This is a genomic window from Streptomyces sp. URMC 123 (assembly GCF_051386515.1).
Classification (GTDB): domain Bacteria; phylum Actinomycetota; class Actinomycetes; order Streptomycetales; family Streptomycetaceae; genus Streptomyces.
This window is the reverse complement of the sequence record NZ_JBPQTV010000045.1, coordinates 1-16,710: the sequence shown is the minus strand read 5'-3', so window position 1 is coordinate 16,710 and position 16,710 is coordinate 1. Positions and strand designations below refer to the sequence as shown.

12 protein-coding genes are annotated in these 16,710 nt (G+C 74.8%); 7 read left to right on the top strand and 5 right to left on the bottom strand.

From position 1 onward, the window contains the following. Window positions 1–180 precede the first annotated feature (180 nt). A complete protein-coding gene (locus tag ACSNOD_RS08780; RefSeq protein WP_436766222.1) occupies window positions 181–1,158 on the top strand; it encodes an SGNH/GDSL hydrolase family protein in 978 nt (325 codons plus the stop codon). Window positions 1,159–1,928: 770 nt separating this feature from the next. Here ACSNOD_RS08780 and ACSNOD_RS08775 read toward each other — a convergent pair. Together ACSNOD_RS08775 and ACSNOD_RS08770 are read right to left on the bottom strand one after the other, a co-directional pair. After that, entirely contained in the window at window positions 1,929–2,120 is a 192-nt protein-coding gene (locus ACSNOD_RS08775) for a hypothetical protein (protein ID WP_436766221.1), read from the bottom strand. Window positions 2,121–2,386: 266 nt separating this feature from the next. Beyond that, window positions 2,387–3,313 (bottom strand): SAM-dependent methyltransferase, encoded by a 927-nt coding sequence (locus tag ACSNOD_RS08770; RefSeq protein WP_436766220.1) that lies wholly within the window; start codon window positions 3,311–3,313, stop codon window positions 2,387–2,389. Between the two features lie 288 nt (window positions 3,314–3,601). Here ACSNOD_RS08770 and ACSNOD_RS08765 point away from each other — a divergent pair, with 288 nt between their 5' ends. Beyond that, on the top strand, window positions 3,602–4,729 hold the full coding sequence (locus tag ACSNOD_RS08765; RefSeq protein WP_436766219.1) for a monodechloroaminopyrrolnitrin synthase PrnB family protein: 1,128 nt from the start codon (window positions 3,602–3,604) through the stop codon (window positions 4,727–4,729). Here the strand turns inward: ACSNOD_RS08765 and ACSNOD_RS08760 are convergent. Beyond that, complete coding sequence (locus tag ACSNOD_RS08760; protein WP_436766218.1) at window positions 4,692–5,645, bottom strand: methyltransferase; 954 nt, start codon at window positions 5,643–5,645, stop codon at window positions 4,692–4,694. The genes ACSNOD_RS08765 and ACSNOD_RS08760 overlap by 38 nt on opposite strands. Window positions 5,646–6,190: 545 nt before the next feature. Between ACSNOD_RS08760 and ACSNOD_RS08755 the strand changes: the two genes are divergently transcribed. The 4 genes from ACSNOD_RS08755 to ACSNOD_RS08740 all read left to right on the top strand — a co-directional run bounded on the left by ACSNOD_RS08755 (window position 6,191) and on the right by ACSNOD_RS08740 (window position 12,382). Then, the gene (locus tag ACSNOD_RS08755) at window positions 6,191–7,669 is read left to right on the top strand and encodes a phthiocerol/phthiodiolone dimycocerosyl transferase family protein (RefSeq protein WP_436766217.1); all 1,479 of its coding nucleotides are present in this window, start codon (window positions 6,191–6,193) and stop codon (window positions 7,667–7,669) included. 176 nt (window positions 7,670–7,845) lie between these two features. Next, window positions 7,846–8,769 (top strand): SDR family oxidoreductase, encoded by a 924-nt coding sequence (locus tag ACSNOD_RS08750; RefSeq protein WP_436766216.1) that lies wholly within the window; start codon window positions 7,846–7,848, stop codon window positions 8,767–8,769. 321 nt (window positions 8,770–9,090) lie between these two features. After that, a complete protein-coding gene (locus ACSNOD_RS08745; protein WP_436766215.1) occupies window positions 9,091–10,146 on the top strand; it encodes a hypothetical protein in 1,056 nt (351 codons plus the stop codon). Window positions 10,147–10,606: 460 nt separating this feature from the next. Then, on the top strand, window positions 10,607–12,382 hold the full coding sequence (locus ACSNOD_RS08740; RefSeq protein WP_436766214.1) for an RICIN domain-containing protein: 1,776 nt from the start codon (window positions 10,607–10,609) through the stop codon (window positions 12,380–12,382). Between the two features lie 177 nt (window positions 12,383–12,559). Here the strand turns inward: ACSNOD_RS08740 and ACSNOD_RS08735 are convergent, their stop codons facing one another. Together ACSNOD_RS08735 and ACSNOD_RS08730 are read right to left on the bottom strand one after the other, a co-directional pair. After that, window positions 12,560–13,069: a hypothetical protein gene (locus ACSNOD_RS08735; protein ID WP_436766213.1), complete on the bottom strand. Its 510-nt coding sequence runs from the start codon at window positions 13,067–13,069 to the stop codon at window positions 12,560–12,562. 182 nt (window positions 13,070–13,251) lie between these two features. Beyond that, a complete protein-coding gene (locus ACSNOD_RS08730; protein ID WP_436766212.1) occupies window positions 13,252–14,523 on the bottom strand; it encodes an amidohydrolase in 1,272 nt (423 codons plus the stop codon). A 218-nt stretch (window positions 14,524–14,741) separates the two neighbouring features. On the opposite strand from ACSNOD_RS08730, the gene ACSNOD_RS08725 reads away from it, so the two are divergent. Next, window positions 14,742–16,710 (top strand): condensation domain-containing protein (locus ACSNOD_RS08725; RefSeq protein WP_436766211.1); only part of this gene is annotated, 1,969 nt, incomplete at its 3' end.

Here is a 16,710-nt window from a genome sequence, read left to right as displayed (position 1 = left end):
ATAGTCGGGAATGGCGTTCGCGCGCCGAGCGGCAGCGACTTGATGTTCGTCACACGACGGAATCGGGCATGGTACGGCAAAGCGATGGCGTAAGGCGACCTTTGGCCCCGTCAAAGGCGCGTGAATATGTCCTGTTCAGGAGGTGCGGATTTGGTATCTCCTCGGGGGTGCTCGGGGTCGGTGCGGACCGCCGGGGCCCGGTCGGTACGGGCGGGGCTGGCCGCCGTGGTCGCGGTTCTCGCCGTGGTGGGGGCCTGGGGTGCGGACGGGGGCGTCGCCCGGGCCGGCCACGGGGGTGCTGCTCGAAGTGCCGCGGTGGCGGCCCCGGTCGCCGCCCCGGCCGCCGGGCGCGCGGCCGGTGCCGAGCCGTTTCACGTGCTCTACCTGGGGGATTCGCTCGCGACGGAGAGCGCGGCGGTGGTGCGGGCGGAGATCGAGGCGGCGGGCCGGGCCCGGGTCCGCGCCGTGCCGTACGGCGGCATGACGCTCTGCGACTATCTGGAGGGCAGGCCCGAGACCTCGTACGTGCCCGCCGGGCACAAGGCCGCCGCCCTCGTCCGCGCCGAGCGGACGGACGTGGTGGTCCTGCAATTCTGGGGCAACTCCTGGCAGTTCACGCCGTGCATGAACGGAATCCCGGCGGGGACGGAGGCGTACTACGAGCGGCTGCGGTCCGACGCACGGGAGTTGACCGACCAGATCGGGAGAGCGGCCGGGAGCCGGGGGCCGGCAGCCGCCCGTCCGCGCGTGGTGTGGGTGGCCCAGGGGCCGGATGCCGACCGGCCGGACAGAATTCGGCGGCTCAATGGCGTCTACGCCGCCCAGGCGGCCGCCACCGGCGATCTCGTGGCGGACGCCGGATGGCATGTCAGCATGGCCGCCTATCCTTATGACAATCTTCCCCGGGATCGATATCGGTGGACGAGATATCTGCCCTGCACCGAATTCGAGCGGACCCACCCGGAATACTGCACGGAGCCGGACTCGTACGGCGGAGTCACCCGGCTTCACCGTGACGACGATCCCCTGCATTTCTGCCTCGTGCGGGCCGTCGACGCGATGGCGCCCTGTGGCGTCCCGTCCCCGGGGGTCCTCCGATACGGCAGGGCCATCGCGACCGCGGTGACGAATCATCTGGAATCAGCACCACCCACGTGAACGCTTTGTGTAGTGCAGGTCGATTACGCCGGTCCCGAGGGTGAATACTACTGCTGGGGCCCAAGTGACTCGCAAGTTCCGGTGGTGAGAGGGGCGTTGGCGGTGCTCCCGGCGGCCGGGTGCCGGGGGTGACCGGCGGGGCGCGGCGGTCGGACGGGGCGTACGCGAAGCGGGGCGCAGAGCGGGGCACGCGGTGGGGCGCGGAGCGCGCGCCGCGCCGGCTCGATGCGTGGCACGGCCCGTCCCGGGACGGTCCGGTACGCGCGCCTTCGAAATGCGTCGTCGCTTTTCGGTGGCGGAAGCGAACGCGTCATGCGTCGTGGCCGAGCGTGATGCGATCCTGGCGTGGAGTCACTGCCGGTGGCGTCGGCGACGCGGCGCGCAATGACGGTGCCGCGCGGAAAGAGCGGGGTACGGGTGCGGCATCGCATGATCGTTGATCGTGCGCGGTGGCACTGTGCGGTGGAAAAGCCTCTCGGCGAGGAAATGCGGCCGCCGGAATGCCGCCGGTCCGGTGCCGAAGGGGGGCCCGGCACCTCCGGACCCCTCGAAGAGGTGTCCGGCCCCTCCGGGGCCCCGTCCGCCCCGAAGGGGCCGGGCACGGCCGACCGGCGGCAGGTCACCCACTCCTGCCGCCGTGGGGCTCGTGGCCGGCTCCGCGGTCCCGCGTGCCCGCGGCCGTGCGGCCGACCGGGTCCGTGTCCGTGCCGGGTCTGTGCCGGGTCCGCGTCTGTGCCCGCGCCCCAGGGGTCGTGTCCGCCCGGTCCTGACTAGGGCAGGTAGCGCTCGACGGCCGCCGCCCCCTTCTCCTCGATCAGCCGCCGGGCCTGCTCCAGCCGCTCCGGGGTGGGCTCGCGCCCGGAGGCGCGCACCAGGTCCTCCGGGTCGAAGGGGCGCTCGCCGCCGGTGAACAGCTGGCGCGGCCGATCGCTGGACGTCTGTTCGCTGTCGCTCTTCCCCATGACGTTCCTCCTGTGGCGCCGCCACTCGAACGGGTCCCACCGGAAGGCCGGGCTCCCGTGTATCCACCATCATGAGCCGCCGTCCCGGTGCGCGCATGTCGCGTGGTCGCGGGCCCGTCCCCGCAGGTCGTGGGCCCGTCCCCGGGACCGGTTCGGGACCGGTCACGGGCGGGCGTACGGCCGCGGCCGCACCCGTACCGCCCCGCGCCGCTGGGAGGCACCGCCCGAGGGCTCCGCCCGAAGGGACGGGCCGATGGGACGGGCCGTTACGCCTTTCGGGCGACCCCCGCCCAGTAGTACGCCGCGTTGGGGTCGGGCGGCGGCGCGTTCTCCGGGCGCCAGCTCATGACCGGCACCAGGCCGGGCGGCAGCGGCTCCCAGTCGCCGAAGAAGCGCCCCACCTCGGCGCGCGTGCGCGGCACGAGGGTCATGTGCCCGCGCCGGGCCGCCTCCACCACCCGGGCCATGGCCCGCGGCTCGAAGTCCCGGCCGGGGTGGGTGACGGCGACCATGCTGCCGCTCGGCAGGGCGTCGAGGAGCGTGGCGACGTGGCCCCACGGGTCGTCCTCGTCGCTGATCAGCATGAGCACCGCCACCAGCAGCAGACCCACGGGCCGGTCCAGGTCCAGCGTGCCGGTCACCTCCGGGGAGGCCAGGAGCTCCTCGGGGCGGGTCAGGTCCCCCTGGAGGTACACGGTCCGCTCCCGCGCGCCCCCGGTCGGCGCGCCGTCCCAGCCGGTCGGGGCTCTTCCCCCGCCGGCCCGCGTGCTCTCCCCGCCGGTCGGCGCGCGCCGCGCCCCGAGCGCCGCGGCCTCCGCCTCGGCGCGCCGCTCGCGCTCGTACGCCTGGGAGTGCGCCTGGACGATGGGGTCGTTGTCCACGCAGACGATCCGGCTGTCCGGGGCGACGATCCCGGTGACGGACGGGGTGTCGCCCGGCGCGGGAATCCCGGAGCCGATGTCCAGGAACTGCCGGATGCCGTGGGCGCCGGCCATGAGCCGCACGGCCCTGCCGAGGAATCTGCGGTTCTCCAGGGCCATGGTGCGAATGTTGGGGATGGCCTCCTGGAACGTTTGGCCGAGGGCGCGGTCGGCGGCGAAGTTGCTGCTGCCGCCGAGCCAGTAGTCGTACATCCGGGCGGAGTGCGGCACCCGGGTGTCGAGCGCGGGCGGCACGGCCTGATCATTCGTCATGGACCCAATCTGCCCCATGCGCGCCGCGCCCGCCACGGTGGGGCGCCCGGCGCGGGCGCACTCCAATGGGCCTGTCATATATGCGACTTGTACCCACGGAGCCCTGCGCGTTCGTTCTAAGGTGAGAGCCCGTTCAGCCGTGTCGCGGCGCGGTGCGAGGGCCGTGTCGCGGGCGCGTGAAGACACCAGGGGCACGGTATGCGTCTGTCGCTGAGTGAGTCGTTCTGTCGCGAAGTGGCCCGTCGAGATCCCCTGCGGGCGGACCCGTTGGTCGCTCGGCTGCCGGACATGAACGCCCGGGGGGACGCGCGGGAGCTGGCCCGCGTCCTGCACGGGCTGATCGCGCTCCGTCCGGAGGTCACCGTCCCCGACACCGCCGGTCGCGTCGCCGCCGTCCGCGACCTCGGGATGTTCCTCGCCTCGCTCAAGCGCCACGGGGTCGAGCCGCTGTCCGCCGTGCCGGCGGCCGAGCCCGTACTGCTCGCCCTCGGCCGGGCGGTCGACATGGTGCCCCGGGACACGGTGCTGCACTACGGCGCGTGGAATCCGCGCGGGCCCCGGCAGCGGGTGTTCCTCGGCGCGGCGCAGGAGAGCGTGCTGATCGACGCGGTGCGGACCACCGCGCCGCTGCTCGATGCGGTGGCCCGGGACCTCGAGCGGCTGGTGGCGCTGCGGCCCGGCACACCGGACTTCGCGGACTGCTGCGAGGCGGCGGCCGACCGCCTGCGGCCCCTCCCCGAGACCATGGCGAGGGTCGCCCACACGGTGGACCCCGCAGGGTTCTTCCTGGCGCGGCTGAGGCCGTTCATAGAGGAGATCACGGTGGCCGGACGGCGCTATTACGGCCCCGCCGCCGCCCATGTGCCGCTCCACCTCGTCGACCACATCCTGTGGGCCCCCGACCACGGGGACGAGGTGCAGCGGGCGTTCCAGGAGGAGTTGCTGGAGTACGGGCTGCCCGCCTGGCGGGACCTGCACCGCCGAATAGCCGGCCGGGAGTCCGTGGTGACCCGGCTCGTCCGTGAACTGCGGCGGCACGGGGGCCGCCCGCCGGAGGAACTGGCCCGGGCCGCCGACGGCGTCTGCCGGATACTGCGGGTCCTCATCGTCTTCCGCGGGCGCCACAGCCGCGTGGTGAAGAACGCGTACGCCCGCGACCCCACGTACTCCACGGGCAGCGCGGGCGCGAGCCCCGCCGTGGTCGACCATGTGCTGACGCTGACCCGGGCCTGTGCGCACGGGGTGCGGGCCCAGTACGGGGCCGTGCCACCGCGCCCGGGGGCGGGGCAGCGGGTCCCGGCGGCCGGGTGCCGGGCCCCGGGGGCCGAGGGGCGCGCCGCGGTGATCGAGGGTCGGGCCCCGGTGGGCCGGCGGCCCGTCAGGCCCGAGCCCTCCGCCCCCACGCGGTCACCATGAACCCCGGCACATGCGTGAAGCCGGGCCGCTCGATCAGGTCCATCACCCGGTCCACCTCCTCTTCGGTCATCCCGCCCGCCGCCACCAGCCCCGGGCGCAGCCGCCCGAGCGTCAGCCGGAGGAACGGCGGGCCGCCGGCCGTGCCCACCGGGGCGTACAGCGCGGCGCCGACCTCGGTCAGCCCGGCCGCCAGCAGCATCTCCGGCAGCCGGCGGCCCAGCCCGGCGTCCACCCCCGAGGCGGCGAACCGGGCCGCCAGCGCCCGGCCGAGGCGCTCGCCGAGCGCCCGGTGCTCCGGCGGGTAGTAGCGGGCCGCGGCAGGCGTCATCGCGCCCTCGATGTCGAAGTCCTCGACCACCACCCAGCCACCCGGACGGGTGGCGGACACCATGCGCTGCAGCGCCTCGCCGCGCTCCGCGACGTGCTCCAGGAGCGCCCGCGCGTGCACCAGGTCGAAGTGGTCCCGCTCCGGCGGGTCGGCGAGGAGGTCGTGGCGCAGCACGCTGAGGTTGGGCAGGCCATGGCCCTCGACGTACGACGGGTCGAGGTCCGTGGCGAGCACGTGGCCGGTCTCCCCGACGCGCCCGGCCAGCCACCGCGCGATGCCACCGGCGCCGCAGCCCACCTCCCAGCACCGCCAGCCCTCGCGCACGCCCAGCTCGCTCAGCCGCGTCCGGGTCGGCGGGCCGAAGACGTCCTCCAGGGCGCCCAGCCGCGTCGACTCCAGCCGCCGCGCCCGGTCGTCCGGCTCGCGGCCGCCGAAGACGTACGCGTCCTTCTCCTCGTCCTCGCGGTCGCGTTCCGCCGCCCGGTGCGCGGCGATGCGGGGCTCCGCGGTGGGGTCCTCCGCGACGGGGTGCCCCTCGGCGGGGCGCTCACCGACGCGCTGTTCTTCGAGGCCGTGTTGCTCGCCCATGGGGTTCCTCCGCTGATCGCTCGCAATCGGGGGTCAGCATGGCGGATCTCCGGGGGCACGTCGGCGGAGCCGCCGGAGGAGGGCCGGGAACAAGCCGTTCTGCTCGGGCCCGCACGCCCTTGCCGTGACCAGCGCGATCCCCGCCGCCACCGGCGGCCGGGGCGGCGTGGGGCGGTGTGCCGGCCCCGTACCGGGGCGGCCGCTCCGCTCCTCAGGGCCGGGTGCGAGCCGTTGCGCGGGGGAGCGCGGGAGCGCGCCGGAGCGCCGTCGCGTATGCCCGGTGCGCCCCTCTCCGCCCGCCCCCGGGGGTGGCCGGAACGCAGCGTTCGGCCGCCGGTGAGTGGCGTGGGCCCTACCGTACCGGGCACCACGTAACGATCATGTTCGCTGCGACGGTTCACGACAGCTCCGGGGCCCGGCACGGTGGGCGAGCCGTCGGAACGGCAGGGCGGGCGCGCGCCGCGACGGGGCGGCGCCGGACGCTCACCCGCACTGTCCCGCCCCGCTCCCGGTCCGGCCCCGAGAAACCCGATGGAAGGTCACGCATGACATCCACCCCGCCCGTGGTGCCTTCGACGCCGCCGGCTCCGGGGACCGTGGCGAGCGTCGCGCGCCCCCTGAGCCCGGTGGAGCGCTGGTACTGGATCGCCGACCAGATCTCACCCCTGCACGGCGTCGTCCGCGTCCGCGCCCACGGGCCGCTGATGGTGCCGGCCCTGCGCCGGGCGCTCGACCTCCTCCAGGCGCGCCACCCCTTGCTCCGCGTGGCCATCGCGGCGGACCACCAGGGGCGCGAGCCCGCCTTCGTCCCCGTCGAGGGGCGGCCGATACCGCTGCGCCATGTCGAGGTGCCCGCCGACGACGCCTCGCCCGACACCTACTGGATGCGCGAGCTCGACGAGCGGGAGCTGGCGGAGCCGCTCGACTGGCGCGCCGGGCCGCTGGTGCGGGGCCTGGTCGTCACCCATCGCACGGGCGAAACGGGTGAAAGCGACGAGCACTGCCACGACATCCTGCTGTCCGGTTCCCACTGCGTCGCCGACGGCATGACGGCACTGGCCCTGCTCGGGCAGTGGCTCGCCCTCGCGGCGGAGGTCGCCGGGCCCCCGACGACCGCCGTGTCGCCCGCGGCCGGGGCGGCGCCGGCGACGGCGGGTGGGGCGGCGCCGCCGGACGGCTCGCCGTCCTGGCCCGCCCGGCCCGCCGCCGAGGACCTGCTGCCCGACGGCCACCGGGGCGCCGCGGGTGCCGCCCGGCTCGCCGGCATGATGGCCCGCGACCGGTGGGCGGCGCTGCGGCTGCGCCCGCGGCGGATCGAGCCGGACCGCATGGTGCCCCCCGAGGAGCGGCGCACCCGCGTACTGCACCGCGCGCTCCCGGCCGCGCGGATGACGGAGCTGGCGCGGGCGTGCAAGCGCCAGGGGACCACCGTGCACGGCGCGCTCGCGGCGGCCATGGCGACCGCCGTCGCCGTGGAGGCGGGGCCCCGCCCGCCCTCCTGCGTGTCCATCGGTTCCCCGGTGGACTTCCGTGGCGAACTGCGCCCGCCCGTCGCGTACAGCGAGCTGGGCAGCTACGCCGCCACCCTGCCCTCGTACGTCACCTACCGGCCGGGGGCGCTGTGGCCCATGGCGCGGTGGATCAGCCAGGACCTGGTGCGCGGGAAACGGCGTGGGGACCACCTGTCGATGCTCCACCTCGTGCGCCGCCACGGCCCGTCCACGGTCGCCGACAGCGGCCCGTTCCTCCGCTACCTGGACACCGAGGGGCCCCTGAACCTCTGTCTGTCGAACATGGGCCGCTACGACGTCCCCGAGCGGGTCGGCGCGTGGCGGCTGAGCGGCGCCCAGGTCATGGCCAACATCTCGGTGACCGGCGCGGTCGTGGCCACCGCCATCACCACGCACGGCGAACTCGCCTGGAACTTCAGCTATGTCGAGGGAGCCGTCTCGCGGGATCGGGCCGAGCGCCTGGCACAGGTCTCCCTCGATGCCGTGCTGGACGCCGTGGCGACCGCGCGCTGAGTGGTGACCGGCGCGCCGAGTGGCGACCGCACGCCGAGCGGCGGACGCACCCCGAGCGGCAGGCGGGCGCCGCCGCTTCCGTGATCCGGGCCGCGGGCCATCGCGTCGCTCCCTTCAGGTCTGCCCCCTTCACCCCATCCACCTCTGGATTCACCCCATCCCCCCAGGAGAACACCGTGTTGCTACGGCAGTCGAAGTCCTTGTCCCCGGCCGGACGGGCGGTGGTCATCACCGGAGCCTCCTCGGGCCTCGGCAAGTACTGCGCCCTCCATCTGCAACGGCTGGGCTTCCATGTCTTCGCCGGGGTGCGCAAGGAGGCCGACGGCGAGCGGCTCGTCACCGAGTCCTCGGCCGGCCGGCCCCCGATCCGGCCGCTGCGGATCGATGTGACCGACGACGGCTCGATCCGCGCGGCGGCGGAGACCGTGGCCGAGATCAGGGGCACGGACGGGCTGTGGGCGGTGGTGAACAACGCCGGCACCTGTGTCTCGGCCCCCCTGGAGTGCGTACGGCCGGAGCGGCTGCGCCAGGAACTGGACACCAACGTCGTCGGCCCGCACGCGGTCTCCCAGGCGTTCCTGCCGATGCTGCGCGAGACGCGCGGCCGCGTCGTCAACGTCACCTCGGGCCTGGGCAGCGTCGCCTCCCCCTACCTGGGCACGTACGCCGCCGGACAGTTCGCCAAGGAGGGCCTGACCGACGCCCTCCGGCGCGAGGTGGCGCCGTTCGGCATCGCCGTCTCCCTGATCCAGCCGGGGGCGATCGCCACCCCGATCTGGGGCAAGGTCGGCGAGCTCGGCGAGCAACTGGTGCGCACCTCGCCGGACGGGGTCGCGCACCTCTACCGGCAGAGCTTCGAGCGCTTCCTGGAGATGAACCAGCGGCGGGCCGAGACCAGTCGCACGCAGCCGCGTGACGTCGCGCTGGCCGTCACGCACGCGCTCACCGCCGTCCGGCCCCGCATCCGCTACCGCGTCGGCCCCGACGCGTGGACCGCGGCGGTCGCGTCCCGGCTCCTGCCGGACGCGGTGGTCGACCGGCTGCTGGCCGCCTCCCTCGCCTCGGGCAAGGTCCCGGGGGCGGGCCGCGTCGACGCGTGATCCGCGGCTTCGGCGCGGTCCGATCGGTTTGATCGGTCCGCGCGGCCTGCCCGGTCCGCCGGGGACGCGCCGGGCGAGGGTGGTCGACCCGGGCGGGGGCGGTCGGCCCCCGCCCGGTGGGCGACCGGCGCGCCCGGATCTGCCGGCTCACCTTCGTCTGCACCCCGTTCGAGGACATCCACCCCCACCCCGAAGGCCACCGGCTCCTGGCCGACGCGTTCCGTCCGGCGCTCTAGGGCGGCGTACGGGCATGGACCGCGCGCCCCCCGTCGGCCGCCGTCGGGCGGCGCGCGATGCGAGGAAGGGTGCCAGCATGGACGTATGCGCTGGGACGACATCGTCGACGAGCTCTACGTCCGGCACCCGAGCGAGTTCGTCGCCGCGCGGGACCGGGCGGCGGCGGGCGCCCCACGCGGCCAGGCGGCACGGATACGCGCCCTGCGCCGGCCCACCCTCGCCGCGTGGGCCGTCAACCTCCTGGTGCGGGCCGACCGGGACCAGGTGGACGCGCTGCTCGGGCTGGGCGAGCAGCTGCGCCGCGCCCACCGGGAGCTCGACGGCACCCGGCTGCGCGAGCTCGCCCGGCAGCAGCGCCGGCTCGTCGCCGCGCTCTCCCAGCAGGCCGCGGATGCCGCCGCGGCGGCCGGCCACCCGGTGACGGAGGGCGTACGGCGGGAGGTGGAGGCCACGGTGCACGCGGCGCTCGCCGATCCGGCCGCGGCCCGTGAACTGGCCGGCGGCCGGCTGACGAAGGCACTTCCGCCGCCGGTCGGCTTCGGCCCGCTCATCGGCGACGGCGAGGCGGCGGGCGGTCCCGCCGAGGCGGGGGAGGGCGAGTCCGGTGGCGGGGGAGAGGACGCGCGGGGGGCCGGTGAGATCGCCACGGTGCATCCACTGCGCCCGGCCGCCGCGCGAGGGGCCGAGACCCCACGCCTGTCCCGCCGGGCCGCGCCGGTCAGGAACCGGGGCACCGATGCGCGTGGTGCGTCGGTGACCGACCTCCACGAGCACGCCGAGGAACGGGCCCGGGAACGGCGCGAGCGGCGGGAGCGGCTGGCGGAGGCCCGCAGGGAGGTCCAGGCGGCGGAACGGGCGGCCCGTGCGAGCGCGAAGGACGCGACGGCCGCGGAGCGGGTGCTCGCCGAGGCGAGCCGGCGCCGGGCGGCGGCGGAGGAGCGGGTGGCCGCGCTCGCGGCCGAACTGGCGGAGACCAAGGGTGAAGTGACGGCCGCGCGTCAGGCCGAGCGCGCCGCGGTGGGGCCCGCGCGACGGGCCCGCGGGGCGGCCGACGCGGATCGCGTCCGGGCCGAGGAGGCGGCCGACCGCCTCGCGCATCTCCGCGACTCGGGGGACTCCCCCGGCGGTGACCACGCGTAGGAGTTTCTCTGGGGTTTGGCGACGTCCGGCTTTGCGCGACGTCCCTCCGGGTGGGTTTGCGCGACGTTCCCTGCGGGGCGGCTTCGCGCGACGTTCTCGTTCGCGTTGTCCGTGACGTGACCGTCCCTGTCTCCCCGCGCCTCCGGCGCGCAGCACCACCGGGCTCGCGCCGTAGGCCGGGGAAACGGCCTCCGCGCCTTCGGGGCGGGGCGCCACCCCTCTGCCGGCCGAAGGCCGGGGCCTTTTCCCGCCCCTTCGGGGGGCGGAGATGGTTGAGCCAGGGCGACAACGCTCCGCCGTTGCGCACCGCCGGGGGCTGGCGAGCCTTTTTCTGCAATTCCACGTACCTGCCGTCGTGGTGTTCTGGCCCCCTGGAACTTGACCGGGATCGAATGTTTGCTGTCACTCAACGATCGGTAGCGTCCGGCTGGGGTCAGTGGAGACGATCGGGGAGGGATGTATGAGCGGCATTGTCGAGGGCGGCGCGTACCGGTTCAGGAATCTGAAGACCGGGCTGTATCTCACCGGGCACGAGGGCAGTATCAAGGACGTGGGCCCTGTCACGCAGGAAGCCCTGATGTCCGGGGAGGACGGCGCCCGCCAGGTATGGATCGCCACTTCCCGCGAAGCCCGCGGGGTGACCGTCGGCTTGCTGCGCAACGAACACAGTGGCCTGTACCTGCATATCGCCGCTCACGACACAAGCCCCTCCGCCCATGCCGAGCAGTTCCGCTTCATTGAGGATCACGCCGCGAGCTATGGCTGGCGGTTCAAGGCCGAGGGCGACGGCGCGGGCACCCTCGTCAACGTCCACAGTGGACTGCCGCTGAACGTTCAAGGCCACAAACATGAGGCGGGCACCCGGATTGAGCAGTGGAACGATCCCGCCGAGAGCCACGGCTACCGACTGTGGGTCGCGGAGCACGCCGGGCTCCCCGAGGGCACGTACCTGCTGCGGAACGACGCCAGCGGCCTGTACGCGACGGTGCGTGGAGGGAGCAAGGACTCCGGCACGCAGATCGAGCAGCAGCCGCTGAGGACCGCGTCATGGCGGGGCAGCCAGCTGTGGGAGATCAGGCGGGGCCGGGACGACGCGAAGCTGAAGGACACGGTCCCGGAAGACAGCGGGCTGTATGTGCTGCGCAATCAGGCCAGCGGTCTCTACCTCCACATCAGCAACCACAGTGCCCATCCCTCGAAACTGGCGGATCAGTCCGATCCCGACACCGCCGACCAGTGGGACAAGTCGAGCTTCCTGTGGCAGATCAGGAGTCTGGGCGGGGGCCGCTACGGATTGGTCAACGCCAAGAACATCCTCCATGGCAGCGGCGACAAGGACGAAGCCCTGTGGCTGCATGTCCAGGCCCGCTCGACCGAGCCGGGCGGTCTGCTGGAGCAGACGAAGGTCACCACCGGAGGCGACTTCCTGAACTGGCGCTTCGAGCCGGCACCCGCACCGGCCCCCACGGCGACCTGCACGCTCAATGTGTCAGGCGTGTGGTTCGACGACGTCAATGACGACTACATCGACCAGACGCTGGAGGTCTACGGCAGCGTCCAGGTCACCCACCAGGGGACCACCACCGTCCTGGTCGACACCGACGACGACCACACGGTCAAAGTGCCGCTCTACAATTCGGGCGAGACGAGTGGGTACAAGATGAACGCTGTGGGCGGCTACTCGAAGACGCACGCGACTACCAGGGGCTTATACGGCGGCGAAGACCCGTGGTCGAGCGAGGGGCCCCGCCGGTTCAAGATCGGAACGGTCACCGGAGAGGTCGACGATCCCCAAAACAGTGACCAGGCATTCTCGATCACTGTGAACCTCAAAGATTGGGACCCAACCGTGCTCGATCCGGACGAGGACATCGCCCAGGGCACCGTCATCGTCATGCCGGACAGCCCGCCGGGGAGTTACGCGGCCGAGCTGCAAGGGCCGGGCCATCCCACCCTCGACTACAATTTTCACCGCAGCGACGGGATTCCTCCGGCCACACGAGAATGGCAAATGAAGGGCATCGAACGGCATTTCGTCGACATCCCCGACGCGCCGGAGGGCTACGTCCTGCAACTGTTCCACCCCAAGTACCAGGCTCACCGACAAGCCACTATCGAGGGCAGCAACTTGTGCGAGCAACTGCGGGCAGCACAAAACGGGGGCGAGCACCCGATTGTCACCCTCGATAGGGAAGGAAACGTGGTCTCCATCCGGAGCCCGCGACAGCCCGCCTAGCCAGCCGCCCGCGCCGCCCCCGGATCGACACGCCGAGGCCGATGGCGTGGGAAGCGGGCAAAACCAGCGCCCGCCCAGGAGGCGCACGGCCGGGGCCGGCGGAGCCGGGATCATAGGGGGCGGCGTTCACGTCGTGGGCAATCCGCGACGTGGACGTCGCGCGGACCGAGCCGGAGGCTACCCCGCGTGGATGCGGCCGTCCCGCAGCGTGAAGTGCGCCGTGGGCGCGCACCCCAGGGACGGGGTGATCAACAGACTCACCCTGATCGGCGCCGGATTCGTGCTCGCCGTGGAGAACTCGCACACCGCCCTGCTGCCGGTCAGCGGGTACCAGAACCACCCGTCGACCTCGCCGACCGTCACCCGGTCGGTCTCCTGCCAGCCCGCCCCGCTGGGGGCGTAGACCTGCATCCGCACCGACGCGGTGTACCGGTCGTTCTCCGACCGCACGGCCGTGAGCGTGATCTTGTGGTCCCGGCCGAGGACCGTGGCGGCGATCTCGGCCGTCTCCGCCTCCTCCGCGGCCGCGGGCTCCGCCCGCCCCGAGGCCCCCGTCCGGGGTGCCTTCGTCGCGTCGGACGGCGGGGCCGCCGTGGCGCCGGCGGCGCCGAGCGTGGTGAGAGCGGTGGCGGCGGCCGCCAGGGCGGCCCCGCCGCGGCGGGCGAGCGAACGGACATTCCTGCTCATGACGTCTTCCCCCATGTGCTCACAGAGCGCGGGGCCGCGGGGCGGATTGCCCCCAACGGCCCGCTCTGCACGGTACGGGTGCTCTGCCGGTATAGACGCCGGAGGTCCGCATTTGGTTGTACGGCGCCGGGGGGCTTTTCGTGACCGCCGTGACCGCTGCGCGCGCACGGTGCCGCCTGCGGTCAAGTGCCGGACGTGGCCCCGCTGTCGCCGCCGCGCGGGGCCTGCGCCAGGGCCCGCGTCCGCGACCGCGACCGCGCGAGGTCGACGGCCGTCCAGGCCATCCCCACCGCACCGTCCAGCAGCGCCCGTTCCGCCCGGGGCGACAGCGCCGCGTCCGCGAACCCCGGCTCGTGGGGCGCGCACGCGCCCCCGCTGATGTCCAGCACGGGGTGGATCGCCGGCACCCGGTGCGAGACGTTCCCCATGTCCGTGCACGCGAACGGCGCCCGCCGCTCCGGCTCCGGCCGGCCGAGCGCGGCGGCGTTGGCCCGCCAGAGGGCGATCAGCTCGGGGTCGGTGCGGAAGTCCAGGTAGTCCGGCTCGGGCCGGGTCAGCGACACCTCGCAGCCGGTCGCGAGCGCACCGGCCCGGAAGCACGCCTCCACCCGCTCCCGCAGCTCCGCGAGGTCCTCCGCGGCCGCCGCCCGGATCTCGTACTCCGCGGTGGCCCGCTCGGGGACGAGGTTGGGCGAGGTGCCGGCCGACGTCGTGATGCCGTGCACCCGCCACTCGGCGGGCAGATGCTGGCGCAGCAGCCCGAGCGCCACCTGAGCCACCGTCAGGGCGTCGGCGGCGTTGCGCCCCTCGTGCGGGTTGAGGCTGGGGTGCGCGGCCCGGCCCGTATAGGCCACGGAGAGCGTGCCCAGCGCGAAGGACCGGAACTCGGCCACCTCGAACGGGCACGGGTGGACCATCATCGCCGCGTCCACGCCGTCGAACGCGCCCGCTTCGAGCAGCAGCGCCTTGCCCGCGCCGCGCTCCTCGGCCGGGGTGCCGACGACGCGTACGGTCAGTCCCAGCCCGTCGGCGTCCGCCGCCAGCCCGATCGCCGCGCCGACACCCGCCGCGGCGATGAGGTTGTGGCCGCAGGCGTGGCCCAGCTCCGGCAGGGCGTCGTACTCGCAGACGATGGCCACGGTGGTGGGGCCCGTGCCGAGGGTGGCGACGAACGCCGTGTCCAGCCCGTGGGCGGGGGCCTCGACCGCGTACCCGTGCGCGCGCAGCTCCGCCGCGCACCAGGCCGCGGCCCGGTGCTCCTCGAACGCCGTCTCGGGGTGGGCGTGGATGCGTCGGCTGAGCGCGCGCAGGGCGTCGCTCCGCTCGACGACCCGCCGCCGTACGCGCTCCTTGAGGGCGTCGGTGTTCCGTGCGCGCTCCTTGCGTACGGCGTCCTCGGGGCCCTCGGTGTCCCGCGCGGGGCTCTCGGGGTCGGCGTCCGTGCCGCGGTTCATGCTCTCTCCTGATCGCGAGGTGCCGTCCGGGCTCGTCCGGGGAGCCGGGATGACTGATCAAAAGATAGCTTAGGCTTACCTAACCAGGTGTGGCCGGGTTCCTCCGGTCGCACCCCGTCACGCGTGCCCGCCGCCGCGTCCGCTCCCGGGCGCCGCCGGCGGGCTTGCCACCGTCACCCGCGGGCCGAGCGCGCTCGGCCCGCGGGAGCCCACCGGACATGGGGGAGTACCCAGCCATGCACGACCACGCCAGCGCGGCCACGGCCGTCGGCCTGCCCCTGCTGCCCGCCCAGGCGGGCATCTGGTACGCCCAGGCGCTCGACCCGACGAGCCCGGCGTACAACACCGGGGACAGCGTGGAGATCCATGGCCGTCTCGACGAGGACCGCTTCGAGGAGGCGCTGCGCCGCGCCGTCGCCGAGGCCGAGACCCTCAACGCCGTGGTGACCGTGGTCGACGGCCGGCCCCTCCAGCGCGTCGAGACCGACCGGCCCTGGCCGCTGCACCGCTTCGACCTGCGCGACACCTCCGGCTCGGACGCCGGGCCCCGTACGCGCGCCGAGGCGTGGATGCGCGCCGAACTGGCCCGCCCGGTGGACCCCACGCGCGACCGGCTCGTCACCCAGGCCCTGTTCCGGGTCGCCGACGACATCCACCTCTGGTACCAGGGCGTCCACCACCTCGCCGTGGACGCCTACGCCCTCACCCTCGTGCACCGCAGGGTCGCCGAGATCTACGCCGCGCTCGTGGCCGGGCGGCCCGTGCCGCCCCGTACCTTCGGCACCCTGGACGAGCTCGTCGCCGATGAGGCGGCGTACCGGGCGGGCGAACGCCACGCCACGGACGGGGAGTTCTGGCGCGGCCACCTGGCCGGCCTCCCGGAGCCGGCCGGCCTCGCCGCCCACCCGGCGGCCCGCACCGCGCCCGCGGCCGACCCGGTCGAACCGACCGACCCGTTCTCCGCGGCCGACCCGGTCGAACCGGCCCACCCCGCCCCCACCGTGCTGCGCCGCACCGTCGACCTGCCCGAGGGGTCGATGGCCACCCTGGAGCGCGCCGCCGCCGCGGCCAAGGCCACCTGGGCCGAACTGGTCGTCGCCGCCACCGCCGGCTACACCCACCGCCTCACCGGCGCCCGGGACGTCGTCCTCGGGCTGCCGACCCTGAACCGGCGCGGCCCCGCCGCCCTGCGCACCCCCGTCGCCACCGCCCAGGTGCTCCCCCTGCGGCTGGCCGTCGGCCCCGACGACACCGGCGCCGAGCTGCTGCGCCGCGTCGTGCTCGCGCTGCGCGCGGCCCGCCGCCACCAGCGCTACCCCATGGAGGAACTCCGCCGCGACCTGGGGCGGACCGCCGACCGGCGCCCGCTCTTCGGGCCGGTGGTCAACATCAAGCCGTTCGAGGGCGAGCTGGACTTCGGCGGGCTCCGCGCGACCGTGCGGAACCTCGCCGCCGGCCCCGTCGACGACCTCGCCGTCACCGCCACCCCCGGCCCGGACGGCGCCCTGCGGCTGGCGTTCGACGCCAACCCCGAGCACTACACGGACGCCTGCCTCGCCCGCCACGAGGAGGGGCTGATCCGCTACCTCGACGGGCTCACCGCGCTGCTCCTGGAGAACCCCGCCGAACCCGTCGGCACCCTGGACCTGCTGACGCTCCGTCAGGTGCACGCCGCCACCGCGGGCCGCGACGAGCCCACCGTCACCCGCACCCTCCCCGAGCTCTTCGCCGAGCAGGCGGCCCGCACCCCGGACGCCGTGGCCCTCCGCTGCGGCGCCCGCGCCCTCACGTACGCCGAGACCTCGGCGGCGGTCGGCCGCCTCGCCCACGAGCTGGCCGCCCTGGGCGTCGGCCCCGAGCGGCCCGTCGCCCTCGCCCTGCCCCGCGGCACCGACACCGTCGTCGCGATCCTCGCCGTCCTGGCCGCCGGCGGCGTCTGCGTCACCCTCGACCTGGGCCACCCCGCACAGCGCCTCGCCGCCGTCCTGGACGACGCCCGGCCGGTCTGCGTCGTCACCACGCGGGAGGCCCTCGCGGCCCTGCCCCCGGACGTCCTGTCCCGGCAGGCCCTGACCCCCCACGCGACGGCCGCGCACGGGCTGCCCGCCGTCGTCCTCGACGATCCCGCGACCCGCGCCCGTATCGCCGCCCGCCCCCACCACGCGCCGGCGCCCCCGCCCGCCCCCG

Coding starts and splice junctions, on each gene's coding strand:
- ACSNOD_RS08730 (WP_436766212.1), bottom strand. CDS start 14,523: ATGAACCGCGGCACGGACGCCGACCCCGAGAGCCCCGCGCGGGACACC.
- ACSNOD_RS08770 (WP_436766220.1), bottom strand. CDS start 3,313: ATGACGAATGATCAGGCCGTGCCGCCCGCGCTCGACACCCGGGTGCCG.
- ACSNOD_RS08775 (WP_436766221.1), bottom strand. CDS start 2,120: ATGGGGAAGAGCGACAGCGAACAGACGTCCAGCGATCGGCCGCGCCAG.
- ACSNOD_RS08740 (WP_436766214.1), top strand. CDS start 10,607: ATGAGCGGCATTGTCGAGGGCGGCGCGTACCGGTTCAGGAATCTGAAG.
- ACSNOD_RS08745 (WP_436766215.1), top strand. CDS start 9,091: ATGCGCTGGGACGACATCGTCGACGAGCTCTACGTCCGGCACCCGAGC.
- ACSNOD_RS08765 (WP_436766219.1), top strand. CDS start 3,602: ATGAACGCCCGGGGGGACGCGCGGGAGCTGGCCCGCGTCCTGCACGGG.
- ACSNOD_RS08760 (WP_436766218.1), bottom strand. CDS start 5,645: ATGGGCGAGCAACACGGCCTCGAAGAACAGCGCGTCGGTGAGCGCCCC.
- ACSNOD_RS08735 (WP_436766213.1), bottom strand. CDS start 13,069: ATGAGCAGGAATGTCCGTTCGCTCGCCCGCCGCGGCGGGGCCGCCCTG.
- ACSNOD_RS08755 (WP_436766217.1), top strand. CDS start 6,191: ATGACATCCACCCCGCCCGTGGTGCCTTCGACGCCGCCGGCTCCGGGG.